16 protein-coding genes, 4 tRNA genes and 1 rRNA gene are annotated in these 21055 nt (G+C 52.5%); 7 read left to right on the forward strand and 14 right to left on the reverse strand.

Annotated features, from left to right (window positions below):
* Nucleotides 1–149: 149 nt before the first annotated feature.
* The 10 genes from KU854_RS23720 to KU854_RS23765 form a co-directional block, all read right to left on the reverse strand.
* Nucleotides 150–881 carry an SPOR domain-containing protein gene (locus tag KU854_RS23720; RefSeq protein WP_218360736.1) on the reverse strand — a complete coding sequence of 244 codons (732 nt, stop codon included), beginning with the start codon at nucleotides 879–881 and terminating at the stop codon, nucleotides 150–152.
* Between the two features lie 164 nt (nucleotides 882–1045).
* The gene (locus tag KU854_RS23725) at nucleotides 1046–1867 is read right to left on the reverse strand and encodes an SPOR domain-containing protein (protein ID WP_218360737.1); all 822 of its coding nucleotides are present in this window, start codon (nucleotides 1865–1867) and stop codon (nucleotides 1046–1048) included.
* A 104-nt stretch (nucleotides 1868–1971) separates the two neighbouring features.
* Nucleotides 1972–2955: a peptide ABC transporter ATP-binding protein gene (locus KU854_RS23730; protein WP_218360738.1), complete on the reverse strand. Its 984-nt coding sequence runs from the start codon at nucleotides 2953–2955 to the stop codon at nucleotides 1972–1974.
* A complete protein-coding gene (gene dppD / locus KU854_RS23735) occupies nucleotides 2952–3932 on the reverse strand; it encodes a dipeptide ABC transporter ATP-binding protein (RefSeq protein WP_218360739.1) in 981 nt (326 codons plus the stop codon). The genes KU854_RS23730 and dppD overlap by 4 nt, the downstream gene beginning before the upstream one ends.
* A gap of 9 nt (nucleotides 3933–3941) precedes the next feature.
* Nucleotides 3942–4844 carry a dipeptide ABC transporter permease DppC gene (gene dppC, locus KU854_RS23740; RefSeq protein WP_218360740.1) on the reverse strand — a complete coding sequence of 301 codons (903 nt, stop codon included), beginning with the start codon at nucleotides 4842–4844 and terminating at the stop codon, nucleotides 3942–3944.
* Nucleotides 4845–4856: 12 nt separating this feature from the next.
* Nucleotides 4857–5870, reverse strand: coding sequence for an ABC transporter permease subunit (locus KU854_RS23745; RefSeq protein WP_218360741.1), 1014 nt, complete (start codon nucleotides 5868–5870; stop codon nucleotides 4857–4859).
* A gap of 78 nt (nucleotides 5871–5948) precedes the next feature.
* The gene (locus KU854_RS23750; protein ID WP_218360742.1) at nucleotides 5949–7541 is read right to left on the reverse strand and encodes an ABC transporter substrate-binding protein; all 1593 of its coding nucleotides are present in this window, start codon (nucleotides 7539–7541) and stop codon (nucleotides 5949–5951) included.
* Nucleotides 7542–8591: 1050 nt separating this feature from the next.
* A tRNA-Pro gene (locus tag KU854_RS23755) sits at nucleotides 8592–8668 on the reverse strand.
* A 2-nt stretch (nucleotides 8669–8670) separates the two neighbouring features.
* Nucleotides 8671–8746: transfer RNA gene (locus KU854_RS23760), tRNA-His, on the reverse strand.
* Between the two features lie 39 nt (nucleotides 8747–8785).
* A tRNA-Arg gene (locus tag KU854_RS23765) sits at nucleotides 8786–8862 on the reverse strand.
* A 343-nt stretch (nucleotides 8863–9205) separates the two neighbouring features.
* Here KU854_RS23765 and KU854_RS23770 point away from each other — a divergent pair.
* On the forward strand, nucleotides 9206–9625 hold the full coding sequence (locus KU854_RS23770) for a c-type cytochrome (RefSeq protein WP_218360743.1): 420 nt from the start codon (nucleotides 9206–9208) through the stop codon (nucleotides 9623–9625).
* 132 nt (nucleotides 9626–9757) lie between these two features.
* The gene (locus tag KU854_RS23775) at nucleotides 9758–10336 is read left to right on the forward strand and encodes a sugar O-acetyltransferase (RefSeq protein WP_218360744.1); all 579 of its coding nucleotides are present in this window, start codon (nucleotides 9758–9760) and stop codon (nucleotides 10334–10336) included.
* Between the two features lie 31 nt (nucleotides 10337–10367).
* On the opposite strand, the gene rep is transcribed toward KU854_RS23775, so the two are convergent.
* On the reverse strand, nucleotides 10368–12383 hold the full coding sequence (rep, locus tag KU854_RS23780) for a DNA helicase Rep (RefSeq protein ID WP_218360745.1): 2016 nt from the start codon (nucleotides 12381–12383) through the stop codon (nucleotides 10368–10370).
* Between the two features lie 152 nt (nucleotides 12384–12535).
* Between rep and KU854_RS23785 the strand changes: the two genes are divergently transcribed.
* The 4 genes from KU854_RS23785 to ubiK all read left to right on the forward strand — a co-directional run bounded on the left by KU854_RS23785 (nucleotide 12536) and on the right by ubiK (nucleotide 17726).
* The gene (locus tag KU854_RS23785; protein ID WP_054780536.1) at nucleotides 12536–13123 is read left to right on the forward strand and encodes a TetR/AcrR family transcriptional regulator; all 588 of its coding nucleotides are present in this window, start codon (nucleotides 12536–12538) and stop codon (nucleotides 13121–13123) included.
* Nucleotides 13120–14226 carry an efflux RND transporter periplasmic adaptor subunit gene (locus tag KU854_RS23790; protein ID WP_218360746.1) on the forward strand — a complete coding sequence of 369 codons (1107 nt, stop codon included), beginning with the start codon at nucleotides 13120–13122 and terminating at the stop codon, nucleotides 14224–14226. Before KU854_RS23785 ends, KU854_RS23790 begins: the two co-directional genes overlap by 4 nt.
* 9 nt (nucleotides 14227–14235) lie before the next feature.
* Nucleotides 14236–17307 carry a multidrug efflux RND transporter permease subunit gene (locus KU854_RS23795; protein WP_218360747.1) on the forward strand — a complete coding sequence of 1024 codons (3072 nt, stop codon included), beginning with the start codon at nucleotides 14236–14238 and terminating at the stop codon, nucleotides 17305–17307.
* A 158-nt stretch (nucleotides 17308–17465) separates the two neighbouring features.
* A complete protein-coding gene (gene ubiK, locus KU854_RS23800) occupies nucleotides 17466–17726 on the forward strand; it encodes a ubiquinone biosynthesis accessory factor UbiK (RefSeq protein WP_054780523.1) in 261 nt (86 codons plus the stop codon).
* Nucleotides 17727–17793: 67 nt separating this feature from the next.
* Here the strand turns inward: ubiK and ilvC are convergent, their stop codons facing one another.
* Nucleotides 17794–19278 carry a ketol-acid reductoisomerase gene (gene ilvC / locus KU854_RS23805; protein WP_218360748.1) on the reverse strand — a complete coding sequence of 495 codons (1485 nt, stop codon included), beginning with the start codon at nucleotides 19276–19278 and terminating at the stop codon, nucleotides 17794–17796.
* 155 nt (nucleotides 19279–19433) lie between these two features.
* Between ilvC and ilvY the strand changes: the two genes are divergently transcribed.
* A complete protein-coding gene (ilvY, locus tag KU854_RS23810; protein WP_218360749.1) occupies nucleotides 19434–20318 on the forward strand; it encodes an HTH-type transcriptional activator IlvY in 885 nt (294 codons plus the stop codon).
* 335 nt (nucleotides 20319–20653) lie between these two features.
* On the opposite strand, the gene KU854_RS23815 is transcribed toward ilvY, so the two are convergent.
* Together KU854_RS23815 and rrf are read right to left on the reverse strand one after the other, a co-directional pair.
* Nucleotides 20654–20730 (reverse strand) — tRNA-Asp (locus tag KU854_RS23815).
* A gap of 42 nt (nucleotides 20731–20772) precedes the next feature.
* Nucleotides 20773–20888, reverse strand: a 5S ribosomal RNA gene (gene rrf, locus KU854_RS23820).
* Nucleotides 20889–21055: the final 167 nt, after the last annotated feature.

Below are 21055 nucleotides of genomic sequence, written 5' to 3' on the forward strand. Positions count from 1 at the left end.
GGAAGCGATACATCATGTGTTGCCCATTAAGCGAGAAGAGCGAATATACCCGAGAGCCGTGAAGCCTAAGGCAAAGAAATACCCCAATAAAAAGAAAGCCAGTCAGCTTAACTGACTGGCATTAGCCGACCGGCCGCTTTTTTTATCTGTCATTCACAAAGCACATGTAGCGTCAAATTGTCTGACACTGCCACAAACGACATATCCAGCTGGGTGTCATAGACACTGCCACTGTCCAGCCAGTACGGCATGGTAGTCGGTATTGCACTGCTTCCCTTAGAGACGGCACGCTGGATGGCAGCCATGCTGGCAAGCTTTTTGCCCCCGTTTTGGCAAGCCTCCCGGGCTTCCTGGTAAGTTGCGCTCCACCACTCCTGCCCCCCGAATTCTGTGCGGTTGTCCTTACCTTTCGGTAGTGGCGCCCAAAGCCCCGCGACCGGCTCCATCACCCTTTCAGACGTGGTGGCCTCCTCTGTAGGGCTCGCCGCCAGCGCTCCACCCACTTCACGGATAAAGACATCGGCCATCAAGTCAGACTGACGAAAATCATCCCTGATTTTGAGGGCTTCAGCGTAGGATTGGTAAGGCCCTGTCAGGCAGCGGTACTGCCCGGCCTCCGGGCGGAGAAGAAAAGGGGTATGCTCCTCGACCGCTTTTCTAAAGGCAGCTTCTGGCATGGCATCCAACATGCCGCATTGGATCCAGAACTGACCTTCCTGCGAGGGCTCCCTGCCCCACAACCCTTCACCGATGGGACAGGTTTGCGCCACAATCTCAATGCCGTCATGAACATCTACCGCCCTGCACAACTCGTCCAGAGTGTCACCCTGCGAAGGGGATGCCACCAGCATCAAAGCCAACGCCATCCGAAGCCTCAACATGTCATCACCCTTGTGCTGCACTCAAGTGATTTGTTCATCCCTACCACCTCACTGTCATTGTGTTTGTTATGGCGGAACATTGTATGGATAGGGCGATGTAAGGCTTTATATGTCAGCAGATTCTCCAGCTCATTTCACACATTCGGGTTGGATAGGGTGAGGGATCACTCACACAACACCAGCAATGCAGACTCTTCTGACAGTGGCATGGAAACGCCCATTGCAATGTCATAGCCGCGCTGCTCCGCTACCCAGAATGGAAGGCGGTTGGGAAGCTCTTCGGTCAGTGACGGGGTTGCAGCAATGCGTTTCATGGTTGTCTCGGAAGCGAGTGCCATCCCATCCCGCTGGCAGGTGGTGGACGCTTCTTTGAACGATGCCCGCCACCAGATTTTTCCCTGACTGCTGTAGCTTGGCTCATCAACGCGAGGCAAAGGGCTTTTCAGTGTCGCCACATTTTCATACAGGCGGCCGGTTCGGATAACTTGCCCGGCGGCCTGCTTCGGCGCTTTTTTCATACTGGTCTTTTGTTTTTCCACACGGGAAGGTTTTGCCGCCGCCATAGCAACACTTGCGGCAGAAACACTGCGGATAAAGGCAGACTTCATGTCTGGAAGCTTTCTGAGCTTATCCCTTTCGGCCACTGCCGCGCCGTAGCTATTAAACGGCCCCATAAGGCAACGATATTGGCTCCCCTCTTCACGCAGCACAAACGTCGTTTCCGGCAGACCGCTTTCCAGCCTTGCGGCGAACCAAGCCTGAGGCCATTTGTTCAGGAGTCCGCATTGCACCCAGAACTCGCCTTCCTGCGATGCTGGCTTGCGCCCCCAAAGGCCATCACCAATCGGACAGGATTCGCTGACCACCAGCCAGCCGTCACGTTCTGAAGGTTCACAGGCGCGCTTTGACTCCAAAGCAAATGCAGAGGACGCACCGAGCAAAAATGTCAGCGCAACCATCCCCTTCCCCAAGCCAAACGTCTTCATCCCATCCTCCAGGATTTTATTGTTCTCAACTAGTTAGCCTAGCGTGAAATGGACAGACAAACAAAAGAAAGGGCAGCTTTCGCTGCCCTGTATCAGATTATTTTTTACCCGTTTTGCTCGTCTATGACGAGGCAGGCGATTTGCCTGTCTCCATAAGTTTTGAGCGCAGGTTGCTCCTGATGGCAACGGTCAACCGCGTGGTGACAGCGAGCATGGAAAGCGCAGCCTTTTGGTGGGTTAAGCGGACTTGGCAGCTCACCGGTCAGCTTGATACGTTCGCGGCGATGCTCTGGGTCCAGTCTTGGTGTAGCAGAAAGCAATGCCTGAGTGTAAGGGTGCTTGGGATCTTTGAAAATTTCGTCAGCTTTCCCTTTTTCCACGCAGCGGCCGAGGTACATCACCATCACTTCATCGGCGATATGCTCCACCACGGACAGGTCATGCGAGATAAACACATAGGAAAGTCCCAGTTCATCCTGCAAGTCCATCATCAGGTTCAGTACCTGCGCCTGAACCGACACATCGAGTGCCGAGACGGGCTCATCCGCCACCACCACTTCCGGGTTGAGCATCAAGCCACGGGCAATCGCAATACGCTGGCGCTGACCACCGGAGAACATGTGCGGATAGCGATCGTAGTGCTCTTTTTTCAGCCCCACTTTCGCCATCATTTCCAGCGCACGAGCTTTACGGTCAGCCGAGTTCATATCGGTGTTGATTTCGAGCGGCTCTTCCAGGATCTGGCCGATTTTCTTACGCGGATTGAGAGAACCATAGGGGTTCTGGAACACGATCTGGATTTTCTGGCGGCGCAACTTGTCCGACTCCGGATCGCGTTTGAGCAAATCTTTGCCCTTGAAATCGAGCGTGCCGCCGGTTGGGATTTCAATCATGGTCAGCAAACGGCCAAGGGTGGATTTACCACACCCAGACTCTCCAACGACTGCCAGCGTTTTGCCTCGTTCAAGGGTGAACGATACCCCGTCCAGCGCTTTCACTTCCGCATCCGGTTTAAACATGCCCTGTTTGACCGGATAGTATTTTTTCAAATCCACTGCATGGAGCAGCGGCGCTTGTTGTTCACTCATCGCGTTGGCTCTCCCAGCTCATTCAATGGATAGTGACATTTCACTGCGCGCTCGGCCGGCCCCTGAACGGCGGGCTCTTCTTTGCGGCATTTGTCCGTAGCATAGGGGCAGCGCGGGTTGAGCATGCAGCCCTGCGGACGGTCAAACAGCCCTGGCACCACACCCGGCAGGGAATCAAGACGGTGTTTACCTGCGGAGGATTCCGGCAATGAGCGCAGTAGTGCCTGGGTATACGGGTGTTTCGGGGAGCGGAAAATCTCTGCAGAGGATCCGGTTTCCACCACCTGTCCTGCGTACATCACCATCACCTTGTGCGCGGCTTCTGCCACCAGCGCCAAATCGTGGGTGATCAGCACCAGCGCCATGTTCTGCTCTTTTTGCAGCTCGAGCAGCAGGTCGATGATCTGCGCCTGAATCGTCACATCCAGTGCCGTGGTTGGCTCATCCGCAATCAGCAAACGCGGGTTACAGGCAATCGCCATCGCGATCATCACGCGCTGGCTCATCCCACCGGAGAGCTGGTGCGGATAGACCTTGAGGCGCGACGCTGGATCAGGAATACCCACCAAACGCAGCAACTCTTCCGCACGCTCTCGGCGCGCTCTCTTGCTGCCCCCCTGATGCACCTGCAGCGCTTCCATGATCTGGTAGCCCACGGTGAAACAGGGGTTCAGGCTGGTCATCGGATCCTGGAAAATCATAGAGATTTCGGCACCGGTCAGCTTTTTTCGCTCTTTTTCAGGCAGCGTGAGTAAATCCCGGCCGTAGAAATTGACCGAGTCAGCACTGACGCGCCCCGGATAATCAATCAGTCCCATGATCGCCAGCGAGCTGACCGACTTACCGGAGCCAGATTCACCCACAATGCCGAGGATTTCCCCTTCGTCGACGGTATAGCTGATCCTGTCCACCGCTTTGAACGGTGCGCTCTCATCACCAAAGTGAACGGAGAGCTGGTTTACTTCTAAAATCGCCATCTTGCTCTCCTACTGCTTCAGTTTTGGATCCAACGCATCGCGAAGGCCATCACCCATGAGGTTAAAAGCCAGTACGGTCACGAGGATTGCCAGACCCGGGAAGGTCACCACCCACCATGCAGAGTTAATGAACTGACGGGCATCCGCCAGCATCACACCCCACTCAGGCGTTGGAGGCTGCGCGCCAAGACCAAGGAAGCCCAACGCCGCCATATCCAGGATCGCAGCAGAAAAGCCCAGGGTTGCCTGGACAATCAAAGGCGCAACACAGTTTGGCAACAGCACAGAGAACATCAGGCGGAAATGACCGGCACCAGCTACGCGCGAAGCGGTGACATAATCGCGGTTCACTTCTGCCAGCACCGAGGCTCGTGTCAGACGCACATAGTGCGGCAGTGAAACAAAGGATATCGCCAGGGATGCGTTGAAGATCGACGGCCCAAGGATAGCGACGATAGCAATCGCCAGCAGCAGGCTTGGCAGCGCCAGCATGATATCCACCAGACGCATAATCGCGGTATCAATCATGCCGCCGAAGTAACCGGCCACCAGACCCATAAAGACGCCAAGAACCAGCGACAGGGCAACCACCAGACAGCCAATCAGCAGGGATAGACGCGCACCGTAAATCAGGCGCGAGAGAATATCTCGTCCCACATCATCGGTACCGAGGATAAAGTTCCAGCTGCCGCCTTCAATCCATGCAGGAGGCATCAGCAGCGCATCACGGAACTGCTCCGCCGGGTTATGCGGCGCCACGATCGGAGCAAGAATGGCGACGATTATGACGAAAGCGATATAAATAAGCCCAGCCAATGCGCCTTTATTCGAGGAGAAATAGCTCCAGAATTCAGCAAATGGCGACAAGGGTTGGCGCTCTTGCGGTAATGTATTTTGTGTAGTTTCAGACATCGTTCTCCCTCCCTACTTGCCGTGTCGAATACGTGGGTTAACGACGCCGTAAAGGATGTCGACGATAAGGTTTACGACGATGATGATGGTCGCCACCAGCAAAATACCGCCCTGCACCACCGGATAATCGCGGCGGCCAATGGATTCAATCAGCCATTTACCGATCCCCGGCCAGGCAAAGATGGTCTCGGTCAGAATCGCACCGGAAAGCAGGATACCCACCTGCAGGCCAATCACTGTGATTACCGGGATCAATGCGTTGCGCAGACCGTGGATCAGGATAACGCGCCAAGGCATCAAGCCCTTCGCCCGCGCGGTGCGGATGTAATCCTCGCCCAGCACTTCCAGCATGGATGAACGCGTCATACGCGCGATGACCGCCAGGGGAATGGTGCCCAGCGCAATCGCAGGCAGGATGAGGTGATGCACCGCCGCGCCAAACGCGCCGGGTTCACCGGACAACCAGGCATCTATCAACATAAAGCCAGTGACTTCATCCACCCAGTAGGTCGCATCGTCCATACGCCCGGAGACCGGGGTTAAGTCGAGGCCAATCGAGAAAAAGAGAATGAGCAACAGCGCCCACCAGAAAATCGGCATGGAGTAGCCTGTCAGGGAAACCGCCATCACTGAATGGTCGAGCACTGTTCCTCGTTTGACTGCTGCCAGTACCCCAGCGGGCAATCCCACCAGAATGGCAAACAGTGCCGCACAGAAAGCCAGCTCCATGGTGGCAGGAAACAGGGTCATGAACTCCTTCATCACCGGTTCTTTGGTGATGAGTGATGTCCCCAAATCGCCGTGGAGGACATTGCCGATATAAATGAAATATTGTTCGAAAAGAGGTTTGTCGAGACCAAGCTCAGACATCAGCTGGGCATGGCGCTCAGGGGAAACGCCGCGCTCACCTGCCATCACTTCGATGGGGTCACCCGGGATCATCCTGATCAGAGAAAAGGTCAGCAGGGTAATGCCGATAAACGTCGGGATCACCAACCCCAGACGCTTGAGAATAAACTGCAACATAAAAAGACTCGCTCAAGTGCGTGGTGACGCAAAAACCGCGGCCACATCCTGCAGCCGCGGTGTTCTTTTGCATGGCGATTATTCTTGAATATCTACGCCATAGAAGATGTGACCGCCGAATGGGTCAATTTTGTAGTTCTGAACTTCTTTACGTACAGGTTCGAAAACAACAGAGTGCGCGATAGTGACCCATGGCGCCTGCTCTTTGAACACCACCTGCGCCTCTTCATACAGCTTGGTACGCTCTTCAACGTCAGAGGTCAGTTTGGCTTTCTGGATCAAGTCTTCAAATGGCTGGTAACACCATTGAGCACGGTTAGAACCACCTACGCCAGAACAGCCCAACAGTACGGCAAGGAAGTTATCCGGGTCACCGTTGTCACCGGTCCAGCCCAGCAGCACAGAGTCGTGCTCACCGGCTTTCGAGCGCTTGAGGTACTCACCCCACTCGTAAGTGACGATTTCAGCATCAACACCGACTTTCGCCCAGTCAGCCTGAATCACCTCAGCCATGCGGCGTGCATTCGGGTTGTAAGGACGCTGAACAGGCATCGCCCAGATGTTGGTTTTGAAACCATCTTCCAGACCCGCTTCTTTCAGCAGTGCCTTGGCTTTTTCCAAATCGTATGGGTAATCCTGAATTTCGTCGTTGTAAGACCAGATTGTCGGTGGGATTGGGTTTTTCGCCGCTTTACCAGCGCCCTGGAACACAGCGTCAATGATGGCTTCTTTGTTTACCGCCATGTTCAGTGCCTGACGCACGCGAACATCATCAAACGGTTTTTTCTGGGTGTTGAAGCCCAGGTAACCCACATTCAAACCTTCCTGATTCATCAGGTTAACGGCTTTGTCGCTGTCCATGCGCTCAAGATCAGCCGGGTTTGGATATGGCATGACATGACACTCACCCTTTTGCAGCTTCGCATAGCGAACCGAGGCATCAGGTGTGATAGAAAACACCAGACGGTCGATAGGCGCTTTGCCTTCATAGTAGTCCGGGTGTGCCAGGTAACGGATGGTGGAGTCTTTTTTGTAGCCTGCCAGCGCAAACGGACCGGTACCGACAGGTTCCAGATCCAGCTTCTCAGGCGAGCCCGCTTTCAGCATTTGGTCAGCCTGCTCCGCAGACATGATAGACGCGAAGTCCATCGCCAGGTTGGCAATGAATGGTGCTTCCGGACGGGTCAGGTTGAATTTGACCGTGTAATCGTCAACTTTCTCGATGGAATCAATCAAGTCGCCCATTTCCATCGCGTTGAAGTACTCGTAAGAACCACCAGATACTTTGTGGAATGGGTGGTTTTCATCTTTCTGGCGCATGAACGAGAAGATCACGTCATCAGCATTGAAATCACGGCTTGGTTTGAAATCTTTATTGGTGTGGAATTTCACGCCTTCACGCAGTTTGAAGGTGTAAGTCTTACCGTCATCAGAGACTGTCCAGGATTCCGCCAGTCCCGGTACGATTTTGGTCGTGCCGCGCTCGAACTGCACCAAGCGGTTAAAGATTTGGCGAGAACTCGCGTCAAAAGTAGTACCAGCGGTGTAGAGCGATGGGTTAAATCCTTCTGGAGAGCCTTCGGAGCAATATACCAGCGTCTTTGCCTGTACTCCGGCTGCCACTGCAGATGCGAGAAGAGCAGCACTCAGCTTCAACATTCCTGTTTTCATCGTTTGACTCCATATGGTTGAACGATAAACCGCCGTCGACACCCGCTTCAGACAAAAAATGCGCGTGTTGCGCATTCCACTGTTTACCCATGAGGTTTGAAACGAAAGTGCCTTTCAACGGCCAATTTACAACCGCGCAAAAAGCACGCGATTTGTTGATAGATGAATCTGGCAAAGATTTCACAAAAAATCAACAAAGCAGCACAAAGTTCCATATTTAAACTCGCAATACGCATAAATAGTCATTTTATGGAGTTAGATTAGACTCTGAGACAAACTCACAGCCACAAAGTTAAACGGCTGTTTTAAATAAACTTTATATAAATTATCAAGGAAGAGATTAGTGCTAATTTCGCGGCAGGCAAAAAGAATAAGCAGGAAATCAGAGGCGATCTCTAAAAGTTAATCAATGATATATATTCAACTTGGATTTTCAGCACTATCAGCCAAGCGATAAAAGAAACCACCGAATAATCATCCACAAATCAACCTATTGTCAGGTGCATAATTAGAGGCTTAGTTTTGCATTAATCATCTGTTTCGAGTCTTGAGACAGCATGACTTACTTCAAAAAAACGACAATTCGTCATCTCGCACCAACAGATTGATTAAAAATAGAACACCCGCAACCACCTTGATATCGCAACAATTTGCTTTCAGGAAGATTGTGTATCCGTTGCTCCCCGCCACTCTGTCAGACAAAACAAGCTTAAAAGCAGCATCCACCAAGTTAGGTGTATAAATAAAGAGGGAAATTTTCGTTGTAAGGGCCAACAGCAAATAATACCGCGCTGGCTGACTGATCTTTGTCTTTAAGAATGGTGGCAGTACACCAAGAAGGGGAGCAATTTAGTTTGAAAATGACAAATACGAAAAAGCCCGCTCTACTGAGCGGGCTTTCTCTGAAAGTGGTCGGTGAAGAAGATTCGTACGGGGCGGGCTTCCAAATGGTTCGACACTTCGACCCGACCCATCATGCTGTAAGCATGAAGCCAATTTTATTACCACTGAAACGACGAAGCCCTGCTCATTGAGCAGGGCTTCTAAATGTGGTCGGTGAAGAGGGATTCGAACCCCCGACCCTCTGGTCCCAAACCAGATGCGCTACCAAACTGCGCTATTCACCGAGTGGGGTGGCTGACGGGACTTGAACCCGCGACAACCGGAATCACAATCCGGGACTCTACCAACTGAGCTACAGCCACCACTGTTTTATTTCTTCGCCAAATTTTCATTTCCGGAATTGGCGCACCCGACAGGATTCGAACCTGCGACCTTTGGCTCCGGAGGCCAACGCTCTATCCAGCTGAGCTACGGGCGCTTGCCCCTGTCGGCGGAGTCGAATATTACGGATATCGCCCCATGCCGTCTAGCACTTTTTTTAATTTTTTTTCCGACCGATTCATTTTTAAACGATCAGGCTAAAATCAGTGCAAGGGAGGCATAGCATAACGGTTTCACGCAACAATCTAAAGCGCTATAATCACTTAATCTTTACACAGAGTTAACTTGTTTTCGTTCTGACTCCGTCGTCAGTCCTGTCACAATTGCAAAAAATGGAGACTCGATTCGCCGATCTCACCATTTAATTGTGATAAAAAGAGTTAACCGCATAAAAAACGTCCGTTCATTCGGAGCCAAAAAAAGATATTGGGAGTGAAACCGTGAGCGCAAAGGGAATTTTTTTACGTCGTCTAGCAGTGTCTGCTGTCACCGCTTTGTCTCTGATGGGTGCAGCGCACGCTGCTGACATGTCAGAAGAAGCCATTGCAGAACGCATCGCACCAGTCGGTTCCGTTTATCTGGAAGGTGAAGCACCGGTGGAAACCGCCGCAGCGCCTACCGGCCCACGTACCGGTGATGCGGTCTACAACACTTACTGTATGGCCTGTCACGCCACTGGTGCAGCCGGTGCGCCAAAAACCGGTGACAAAGCCGCTTGGGAGCCACGTATTGCACAAGGCGAAGATGTGCTGCTGACCCACGCTGTGAACGGCTTTAACGGCATGCCGGCACGTGGTACCTGTATGGATTGCTCGGATGATGAAATCCAAGCCGCCATCGATCACATGCTCTCGCTGTAAAATTCGGGATATTGAAAAGGCGACCGTCGGGTCGCCTTTTTTGATCAAGCGTCAAAATGGAAGCAAACGCACTGAAACCGAGCGCCAATTCACGCATGATGCGCGCCTGTTTTACTGTGCTACATCGCTGACATGACTGAATTCGAAAAAATGACCCGCGGCCTTGCCTTCAACGGCCGTGACGAAACCATTGATACTATCCGCTCCAAGGCTTTTTCCCTGCTGCAAACCTACAACACCCTGCCGGCAGATAAATCTTACGATACCGCTGTTGAGCTTTTTGGCAGCATCGATCCCGAATCTATGGTGATGCCACCCTTCCAGTGCGAATTTGGCAAAACCATCCACATCGGCAAGGAGACCTTTATCAATATGGGCGTCGTGATGCTCGATGGTGCGCCTATTACTATCGGTAACAATGTACTGATTGGCCCAAATTGCCAATTTTATACGGCGGGTCACCCGATGGATTACCGCCGTCGCCGCCAGTGGGAAACCTTCTGCCTGCCGATTGTGGTGGGGAACGATGTCTGGATTGGCGGGAACAGTGTAATTTGCCAGGGCGTAACGATTGGCGATCGCAGTGTGGTTGCCGCCAACTCAGTGGTCACCAAGGATATGCCTGCAGACTCCCTGATTGGCGGGACGCCAGCGCGGGTGATCAGAAAACTGCATGAGAACGAATCTGCGCAGGAAGCGCTGCAGCCATAAAGAAAAAGCCGGATTGCTCCGGCTTTCAATGCTATTTTTTCAGCATCGCCCTGAGATTGGCGATGGCGGCCTGCCCTTTAGCCATCCGCTCTTCCTGGGTCTGGGGCTTTTTCTTCTCTTCCCACTCCACATCGTCGTATGGCAGTTCTTCCAGGAAACGGCTTGGCATCGGTTTGATAAGTTCGCCGTACTGGCGACGCTCTTTACACAGGGTAAAAGTCATCTCGCGCTGGGCACGGGTGATCCCCACGTAAGCCAGTCGGCGCTCTTCCTCAACATTGTCTTCATCAATGCTGGATTGATGAGGCAGCAGACCTTCCTCCATCCCCACCAGATAGACGTAGGGAAACTCCAGGCCTTTTGAGGCATGCAGTGTCATCAACTGCACCTGATCGGCGTCGTCATTGTCTTCGCCCCGCTCCATCATGTCGCGCAGGGTCAGGCGCTGAACCACTTCACGCAAGGTTTTAACCTCGTTGTCGTAGTTGTCACCTTCCAGGTCCGCCACAATCCAGCTATAGAGATCGGACACGTTTTTCATCCGCATCTCTGCCGCTTTCGGGCTGGATGAGGTTTCATACAGCCAGTCTTCGTAATGGGAATCACGTACCAGCGAGCGTACGGCATCCACCGCATCGCCACGTTCAAACTGGTCGGAAAGCTCGACAATCCAGCGGGTAAAACGCTGCAGGGATTCCAATCCACGGCCATTCAAGTGCTCTTGTAACCCAAGCTCAAAACTCGCTGCAAACAGGCTTTTTCCGCGCATATTGGCGTAATTTCCCAGCTTTTCGAGCGTTACTGGGCCGATTTCACGACGCGGCGTGTTGACGATACGCAGGAAGGCGTTGTCGTCATCCTGGTTGGTCAACAGGCGCAGGTAAGCCATGATGTCTTTGATTTCTGCACGGGCAAAGAAGGAGGTACCGCCGGAAATTTTGTACGGGATACGGTTCTGCATCAGTGCTTTTTCAAACAGGCGTGACTGGTGATTCCCGCGGTACAGGATGGCGTAATCCTTGTAATCGGTGCGGTTCATAAACTTATGGGCGATGATTTCCCCCACCACACGCTCGGCTTCATGCTCTTCATTATTGGCTTTGAGCACTTTGAGCATTTCGCCATCCGGCAGCGCAGAAAACAGCGTTTTCTCAAACACGTGCGGGTTGTTGGCAATCAGGATGTTGGCCGCACGCAGGATTCGGCTGGTTGAACGGTAGTTCTGCTCCAGCTTGATCACCTTCAGGCTCGGAAAGTCCTGGCTCAGCATCAACAGGTTTTTCGGCTGCGCGCCACGCCAGCTGTAAATCGACTGATCATCGTCACCTACCACGGTAAAGCGTGCGCGCTCACCCACCAGCAGTTTCACCAACTGGTACTGGCTGGTGTTGGTGTCCTGGTATTCATCCACCAGCAGGTAACGGATTTTGCTTTGCCAGCGTTCACGCACCTCTTCATTGGTTTTCAGCAGAATGACCGGCATCAGGATAAGGTCGTCAAAATCCAGCGCGTTGTAGGCTTTCATTTGCTTTTGGTACATGGCGTAGCAATGGGCAAACAGCTGGTCGCGCTCCCCCATAGCAGCAGATTGTGCTTGCTGCGGCGTCAGCATGTCGTTTTTCCAATTTGAGATGGTGTGCAGAAGCTGGTTGAGCAGGTCTTTATCCCCTTCCAGCTCATCTTCGGTCAGCTCTTTGAGCAGTGCCATCTGATCCTGATCGTCAAACAGCGAGAAGCCCGCCTTCAGACCCAGCGCCTTGTATTCACGGCGAATGATATTCAGGCCAAGGGTATGGAAGGTGGACACCATCAAGCCACGCGCTTCCTGGCGGTTCAGCGTTTGCCCCACGCGCTCTTTCATTTCCCGCGCGGCTTTATTGGTAAAAGTTACCGCGGCGATATGGCGGGCCTTGTACCCGCACTGCTGCACCAGATAGGCAATTTTATTGGTGATCACACGCGTTTTGCCGGAGCCGGCACCTGCCAACACCAGGCATGGCCCTGAAACGTGGTGTACAGCGTCATTCTGGGCGGGGTTAAGTTTCATCGGGTGTCCTCGTGGCATTGTGCGTGTGACTAAACCGCCCATTGTAAAAGGATTGGCATCGCACTTCACCTGCTGACTGCAACACTTCGGTCATTGCACTCTGTCGCAAAACCCATACAATGAATGAACGTTCATTCACCTCACGCATGTATATGTCTGACAAAAAGACACAAATTCTGGAAGCCACGGAGCATTTGCTGGCCCAACACGGTTTTGACCGCCTGTCGATGCAGATGGTTGCCAACGAGGCCGGAGTGGCTGCAGGGACCATCTACCGTTACTTCTCGGACAAAAATGACCTGTTGCGCCAACTGCGACTGCACGTGGTTCGTAACTGTGCCAGCAATATTATGCGCGGATTCCATGATGACATGTCGCTGCATCAGCAGTTTGTCACCCTGTGGCGCAATGCGTGGGATCTGACTATCAACCGTGACGATAACGCAATCAACCGTGAGCAGTTCGACAGCCTTCCCCAACAGGAAAATGGCGAGCAGCGGATGCAGGAGAGAGAGGCGTTTGCCCCTATCCATGCTTTTTTTGAGCGTGGGATCGCCAGCGGTACTTTTAAACCCTTGTCGACGGACGTGCTATCTGGAATTGGCATCGAACCGGCAATCTGCCTGGCGCGCAAGCAGGTTCAAGGAATCATAACACTGGATGCGACCGGCATTGATGACGCGATCAACGCCTGCTGGGACGCTATCTGCCTTCATAAAGAATCGGAGCTATCTCAATGAAGAAATGGTTTGTCGTCATGTTAGTCGTGGCGGTGGTGCTTTTCGGCACCGTAATCGGCTTTAACATGTTCAAACAACAAAAAATTGCCGAGTACATGGCAAATATGCCGGAGCCGGAATTTCCGGTGACTGCGGTAGAAATGACCGCGGTAGACTGGATTCCAACCATCGAAGCTATCGGTTTTATCGAGCCAAACCAGGGCGTGACCCTCACCTCGGAAGTGAGTGGTGTGATCAAATCCATCAACTTTGAATCCGGCCAGACCGTCAAACAGGGCGATGTACTGGTCACTTTGGATTCCAAAGTTGAACTGGCTAACCTGAAAAGTGCCGAAGCGCGCCTACCGGCAACCGAGGCGAAATTCAAACGTTACCAGGGTCTGTTCCGCACCGGTTCAATTTCCAAAGAAGCACTGGACGAAGCCGAAGCCAACTTCCGCTCACTGCAGGCTGACGTGGAAAGTCTGAAAGCAGCCATCGAACGCCGCACCATTGATGCACCATTTGACGGCATCGTCGGCCTGCGCAACGTGTTCCTCGGCCAGTACCTGCAACCGGGCAACGAGATTGTGCGTTTGGAAGATACCTCTGTGATGCGCCTTCGCTTTACCGTGCCACAAACTGATATCGCGAAAATCCGCCTTGGCCAGCAAATCGATATCTCTGTTGATGCCTACCCGGCTACGCCATTTACCGGCAAGATCAGTGCGATTGAGCCTGCAGTTAACTTCCAGAGCGGTCTGATCCAGGTTCAGGCTGACATTCCAAACAACGACGGCCAACTCCGTTCCGGTATGTTTGCCCGCGCCAACATCATTCTGCCAACCTTTGAAGACCAAATCGTGGTAGACCAGACCGCTATCAACTTCACCCTGTACGGCGAAAACGTGTATGTACTGCGTGAAGAAGACGGTGTGACCCGCGCGTTCCAGCAAGTCGTGAAAGTCGGTGAGCGCAAAGGCCACATCGCACACGTACTGGAAGGCCTGAAAGCGGGCGACAAAGTGGTGACTTCCGGTCAGGTTCGCCTGAGCAACGGTTCGAAAGTCCGCGTGGTTCAGAGCGATGCACTGGCGCCACCGGCTGAGATTCCACAACTGTAAGGGGACGCCATGAAATTCACTGATATTTTCATCCGGCGCCCGGTACTGGCCGTGTCGATTAGCTTCCTTATCGCACTGCTGGGCCTGCAATCTATGTTCAAGATGCAGGTGCGGGAATACCCGGACATGACCAACACAGTGGTAACTATCTCCACCAGTTACTATGGTGCAAGCGCGGATCTCATCCAGGGCTTTATCACCACGCCGATTGAACAGGCGGTTGCGCAGGCCGACAACATCGATTTCATGACCTCGGAATCGGTACTCGGCAGCTCGACAGTTACTGCGTACATGAAGCTCAACACCGACCCGAATGCCGCCCTGGCCGATATTCTGGCCAAGGTGAACTCGGTTCGTGCCCAGCTGCCAAGTGAGTCGGAAGACCCGTCTGTCAACATGTCGACCGGCTCCACCACCGCAGTTATGTATATAGGCTTTACCTCGGATGAACTAGACTCCAGCCAGATCACTGACTATCTGGAGCGTGTGACCAAACCACAGCTCTTTACCGTTAACGGTGTGTCCAAAATCGACCTTTACGGTGGCCTGAAATACGCCCTGCGCGTATGGCTGGATCCGGCAAAAATGGCTGCGTTTAACCTGACCGCCAAAGACGTGATGGGCGTTCTGAATGCCAATAACTACCAGTCAGCGACCGGTCAGTCAGTGGGCACTTACATGCTCTACAACGGCTCGGCAGATACTCAGGTGTCTGACACCGATGAGCTGAAACGTCTGGTGGTGGCGACGCAGCAAGGCCAGGTGATCCGCCTCGGCGACATTGCCAAAGTCTCACTCGAGAAAAGCCACGATGTTTACCGCGCGACGGCTAACGGCTCAGAAGCGGTGGTTGCCGCAATCAACGCCGCACCAACCGCGAACCCGATCAACATCGCTGCAGACGTACTGAAAAAGTTGCCTGAGCTTGAGCGCAACATGCCAAGCAACATCAAGATGAACGTGCTGTATGACTCGACCGTTGCGATTAACGAATCGATTCATGAGGTGGTGAAAACCATTATCGAAGCGGCGCTGATCGTACTGGTGGTGATCACCCTGTTCCTCGGTTCATTCCGCGCTGTGCTGATTCCTATCATCACGATTCCGCTGTCGCTGATTGGCGTGGCCATGATGATGGAAATCTTCGGCTTCTCGTTGAACCTGATGACCCTGCTGGCAATGGTTCTGGCAATCGGCCTGGTGGTGGATGACGCCATCGTGGTACTGGAGAACGTCGACCGCCATATTAAACTGGGCGAATCCCCATTCCGTGCGGCCATTATCGGTACCCGTGAAATTGCCGTGCCGGTGATTTCCATGACCCTGACGCTGGCGGCGGTATACGCACCAATCGCCCTAATGGGTGGCATTACCGGCTCGCTGTTCAAGGAATTCGCCCTGACACTGGCCGGCGCCGTATTTGTCTCCGGTATTATCGCGCTGACACTGTCGCCGATGATGTGTTCAAAGATGCTGAAAGCCAACGAGCAGCCGGGCAAATTCGAAGCCAAGGTTCATCACTTCCTGGATGGTATGACGGAGCGCTATGCCCGTATGCTGGGCGGCGTGATGAAAGTGCGTCCGGTGATCATCACCTTTGCAGTTATTGTATTTGTTAGCCTGCCTGTACTGTTCAAGTTCATTCCAAGTGAACTGGCGCCGGCAGAAGACAAAGGCGTGATTGTGATGATGGGTACCGCGCCATCGACTGCCAACCTGGACTTTATCCAGAACACCATGGCTGAGGTAAACCAGAAACTTGCTGACCAGCCTGAAGTGGCGTTCTCGCAAGTGTTCTCAGGCGTACCTAAATCCAACCAAGCATTCGGTATTGCCTCTTTAGTACCTTGGAGTGAGCGCGAAGCCAGCCAGGCGGACATCGTTAAACGTATGACCGGTGAAGTGAAAGACATCCCGGGTATGGCGGTAACCGCATTCCAGATGCCAGAGCTGCCAGGCGCATCTTCGGGTCTGCCAATCCAGTTCGTGATCACCACACCGAACAACTTCGAAAGCCTGTTCCAGGTCGCGTCTGATGTATTGGCGGAAGTGAAGAGCAACTCTATGTTCGTTTACTCTGACATGGATTTGAACTTCGACTCTGCGACGATGAAAATCAACATCGACAAAGACAAGGCCGGTGCGTACGGCGTGACCATGCAGGATATTGGTATCACCCTGGGCACCATGATGGCTGACGGCTACGTTAACCGTATCGACCTGGATGGCCGCTCGTACGAAGTGATCCCGCAGGTTGAGCGTAAGTACCGCCTGAACCCTGAATCCATCAAGGGTTACTACGTGCGCTCAGCCAACGGTGAAGCGGTACCGCTGGGCTCTCTGATCACCATTGATGTGGTTGCAGAGCCGCGTGCATTGCCACACTTCAACCAGCTGAACTCAGCAACTATCGGCGCCGTTGCAGCACCGGGCGTAGCCATGGGTGATACCATCAACTGGTTTGAAAACATTGCGGCGGAAAAACTGCCTGCCGGTTACCAGCACAACTACCTGGGTGAAGCCCGCCAGTTTGTGACGGAAGGCAGCGCCTTGTTTGGTACTTTCCTGCTGGCACTGGCGGTGATCTTCCTGGTTCTGGCAATCCAGTTTGAATCCCTGCGTGACCCGCTGGTAATCCTGGTCTCTGTACCACTGGCTATCTGTGGCGCCTTGATTGCGCTGGCATGGGGCGCGGCGTCCATGAATATCTACTCACAGGTCGGTCTGATCACCCTGATTGGTCTTATCACCAAGCACGGTATTCTTATCTGTGAAGTGGCGAAGGAAGAACAGCTTCACCGAGGCATGAATAAGATGGATGCGGTCATGGAGGCGGCAAAAGTGCGTCTGCGCCCTATCCTGATGACCACGGCTGCTATGATTGCAGGTCTTATCCCACTGATGTACGCCACCGGTGCAGGTGCTGCACAGCGCTTCAGTATCGGTATTGTTATCGTGGCAGGCCTGGCGATCGGTACCCTGTTCACTCTGTTTGTCCTGCCGGTGATTTACACCTACCTGGCAAGTAAACATGAGCCGTTACCTGAATTTGAAGAAGACAAAGAAATCAACGCGCAGTAACACTGCTGCCGGTTTCTGACGTTAGTAAAGGGGCTCGAGTGAGGCCCTTTGCTTTTTCAACAGCTGACAGCCCTGTTTGCAGTAGAGGTCGCACAAGACACTTTCGACAAACGGGCGGGGGTTGCTTAGAATAACGGCATCAAAATAAGGAGTAACGCATGTTCGACCCGAAAAAGTTGGAGCAGATTGCCCGACAAATTCACGACTCAATGCCAAAGCCGGTGAAAGATCTGGGTAACGACGTTGAGCAGAAAGTCCGTGAAGTGATTCAGGCGCAACTGGCAAAACTGGATGTTGTCAGCCGTGAAGAATTTGATGTGCAGACCCAGGTATTGCTGCGCACCCGCCAGAAGCTGAGCGAGATGGAGCAGAAACTGGCAGAGTTCGAGCAAAAGCTGAACCAGAAAGCGGACGATTAAACCACCGCTTATCAGACACAAAAAACCCGGCTTTCGCCGGGTTTTTCATTTTCAGGGTAAGGTGAAATTAATCGCCCACCGCAATGCGCTTCATGTCTGTCATGTAACCACGTAGCTCCTGACCAATCCACTCAACAGGATGGCTACGCAGCGCTTCGTTTACGTCGATCAGGGTTTGGTTGTCCACCTGGTTGCCAGTTTCACCCAGACCTTTACCAATCACGTCAGTGCCAACCAGCGGCATGAACTTCTCGCGCAGCAGCGGTGTTGCAACGTTTGCGAACAGGTAGTTACCGTATTCAGCAGTATCAGAGATAACCACGTTCATTTCATACAGGCGCTTACGGGCAACAGTATTTGCAATCAGTGGCAGCTCGTGCAGTGACTCATAGTATGCAGACTCTTCGATGATGCCTGACGCTGTCATTGCTTCAAACGCCAGTTCAACCCCTGCGCGAACCATCGCAATCATCAGAATGCCGTTGTCGAAATATTCCTGCTCAGCGATCTTCACATCAGTTTCTGGGTAGTTTTCGAATGCCGTTTCTGCAGTTTCCGCACGCCAGCCCAGCAGGTTGGCATCATCGTTTGCCCAGTCAGCCATCATGGTTGATGAGAAGTGACCGGAAATGATGTCATCCATATGTTTGTTGTACAGCGGACGCATCAGATCTTTCAGATCTTCTGACAGTTCAAAGGCTTTGATCTTTGCAGGGTTAGACAGGCGATCCATCATATGGGTGATCCCGCCAAATTTCAGCGCTTCGGTAATCGTCTCCCAACCAAACTGCAGCAGTTTACCTGCGTAACCTGGGTCGATTCCTTCCGCTACCATCTTCTCGTAGCAAACGATGGAACCGGCTTGCAGCATGCCACACAGAATGGTTTGCTCGCCCATCAGGTCAGATTTTACTTCCGCAACGAAAGAGGATTCCAATACGCCTGCGCGGTGACCGCCGGTTGCCGCCGCCCATGCTTTCGCAATTTCCAGACCGTCACCGTTTGGATCGTTTTCTGGGTGAACTGCGATCAGGGTAGGCACACCGAAACCACGCTTGTACTCTTCGCGTACTTCTGTACCCGGACACTTAGGTGCCACCATTACAACCGTGATATCGCTACGGATTTGCATACCTTCTTCAACGATGTTGAAGCCGTGGGAGTAACCCAGCGCCGCACCTTGCTTCATCAGCGGCATCACTGCGCTAACCACGCTGGTGTGTTGCTTGTCAGGAGTCAGGTTAACCACCAGATCCGCCTGTGGGATCAGGTTTTCGTAGTTATCTACATGAAAGCCGTTTTCTTTAGCGTTTTTGTAAGACTGACGCTGCTCATCGATGGCCGCCTGACGCAGTGCATACGACACATCCAGACCCGAGTCACGCATGTTCAGGCCTTGGTTCAGACCTTGAGCGCCACAACCCACAATCACTACCTTTTTGCCTTTCAGGTATTCTGCTTCGTTTGCAAATTCTGCTTTATCCATAAAGCGGCAAACGCCCAATTGAGCTAATTGCTCACGCAAATTTAAGGTATTGAAATAGTTAGACATGTCGAATACTCCGTGCAGAAAATTTAGTCCTTGAGCGATAGCCACATGACAGACTGTGGCATCGAATTGTCCCCATCATAGATCAGGCATTTGGTTGCTTAAAGTGATATATTCACAACAAATAATTGCATTTTTTGCAACATGGAAGTTAAGCGATGAACATCAAACATCTTCAGCTTTTCATACATCTTTGCGACAGTAAAAGTTTCTCTAAAACCGCTGCCGCAATGCATATCAGCCCATCGGCCCTAAGCCGCCAGATACAGAAGCTTGAGCAGGAAGCAGAGCAACAATTATTCCTGCGTGATAACCGCAGTGTGGCGTTAACCCTGGCGGGGAAAAAACTACTGCCTGTTGCCATGAAGATCATCACTGAATGGCAGCAGTTCCAGAGCATGTTCAGCACCAAAGACAATGAACTGGTGGGTGAGATTCGCCTGTTCTGTTCAGTGACAGCGAGTTATAGCCATCTGCCAGACTTACTGTCCGAGTTTCGCCTCAGGCACCCGCTTATCGAACTGAAAGTCTCTACCGGTGACCCAGCGCAAGCTATCGATAAGATACTTTCCAATGATGCGGATATTGCAATTTCAGCTCTGCCTGAGCAATTGCCATCGAAAGTAGCCTTCTCACCGATCAGCGAGATCCCGTTGTCTGTCATCGCCCCTTCCGGTACCAGCAGTTTTGCCGACACCTTACAACAGCAGAGCCCAGACTGGTCATCTGTCCCCTTTATCGTGCCCGAAGCGGGTACCGCCAGGGAGCGGGTGAATACCTGGTTCAAAGCCATGAGGATAAAGCCCAACATATATGCTCAGGTCTCCGGCCATGAGGCCATCGTAAGCATGGTGGCGCTGGGATGTGGCATTGGAATCGCGCCGGACGTGGTTATCAACAACAGTCCTGTCAGAGATAAAATTGAGAGGCTTAAACTCGCACCAATCAAGCCGTTTGAACTTGGAGTGTGTTGCCTGCGTTCTCAACTTGAGAATCCGCTAATCAAAGCGTTGTGGGATGTGGCTGAAGGGAACAGTATTTAGATCTAAATAATGCACTGCGGTGGTGCCAGAAGTTTCTTATCTGATGGGAGTTCGCTGTATCACCGACGTTAAAAAGCCCCGCTATTGCTAGCGAGGCTTCTTAAGAAGTTGCGGAGGGCTGGGGTCGCATTCGACTGGGACTCAATGGGGACGCCTAGTCGCGTACGGCCAGTACCGCGACCAAAAGTGCGCAGCACTTTTCAGGGTCGCAGATAGCAAAAAACCTCAGCCTTTCGTCCGGGACGCGCAGTCTGAGGTTTCTTATTGCTGAATAGTTTCACTTTATCGCAGATGAAAGAAAAGCCCTGCTATTGCTAGCAGGGCTTCTTAATAAGTGGCGGAGCGGACGGGACTCGAACCCGCGACCCCCGGCGTGACAGGCCGGTATTCTAACCAACTGAACTACCGCTCCACTCAAATTAACGTTCGTTCATAACGTTAACTTAAATTGGAAGCCTGGCGATGTCCTACTCTCACATGGGGAGACCCCACACTACCATCGGCGCTGCTCTGTTTCACTTCTGAGTTCGGCATGGGATCAGGTGGGTCCAAAGCGCTATGGTCGCCAAGCAAATTCGTTTAAATCTTGGAAAGCTGTGTTTTGTTCTTTGTTCTCAGTACACATTCAATGTTCTTTTCGAGTCCGTCAAAACCCCTTGGGTGTTGTATGGTTAAGCCTCACGGGCAATTAGTACAGGTTAGCTCAACGCCTCACAGCGCTTACACACCCTGCCTAT

The organism is Enterovibrio paralichthyis, from assembly GCF_019209835.1.
GTDB classification, from domain to species: Bacteria; Pseudomonadota; Gammaproteobacteria; order Enterobacterales; family Vibrionaceae; genus Enterovibrio; species Enterovibrio paralichthyis.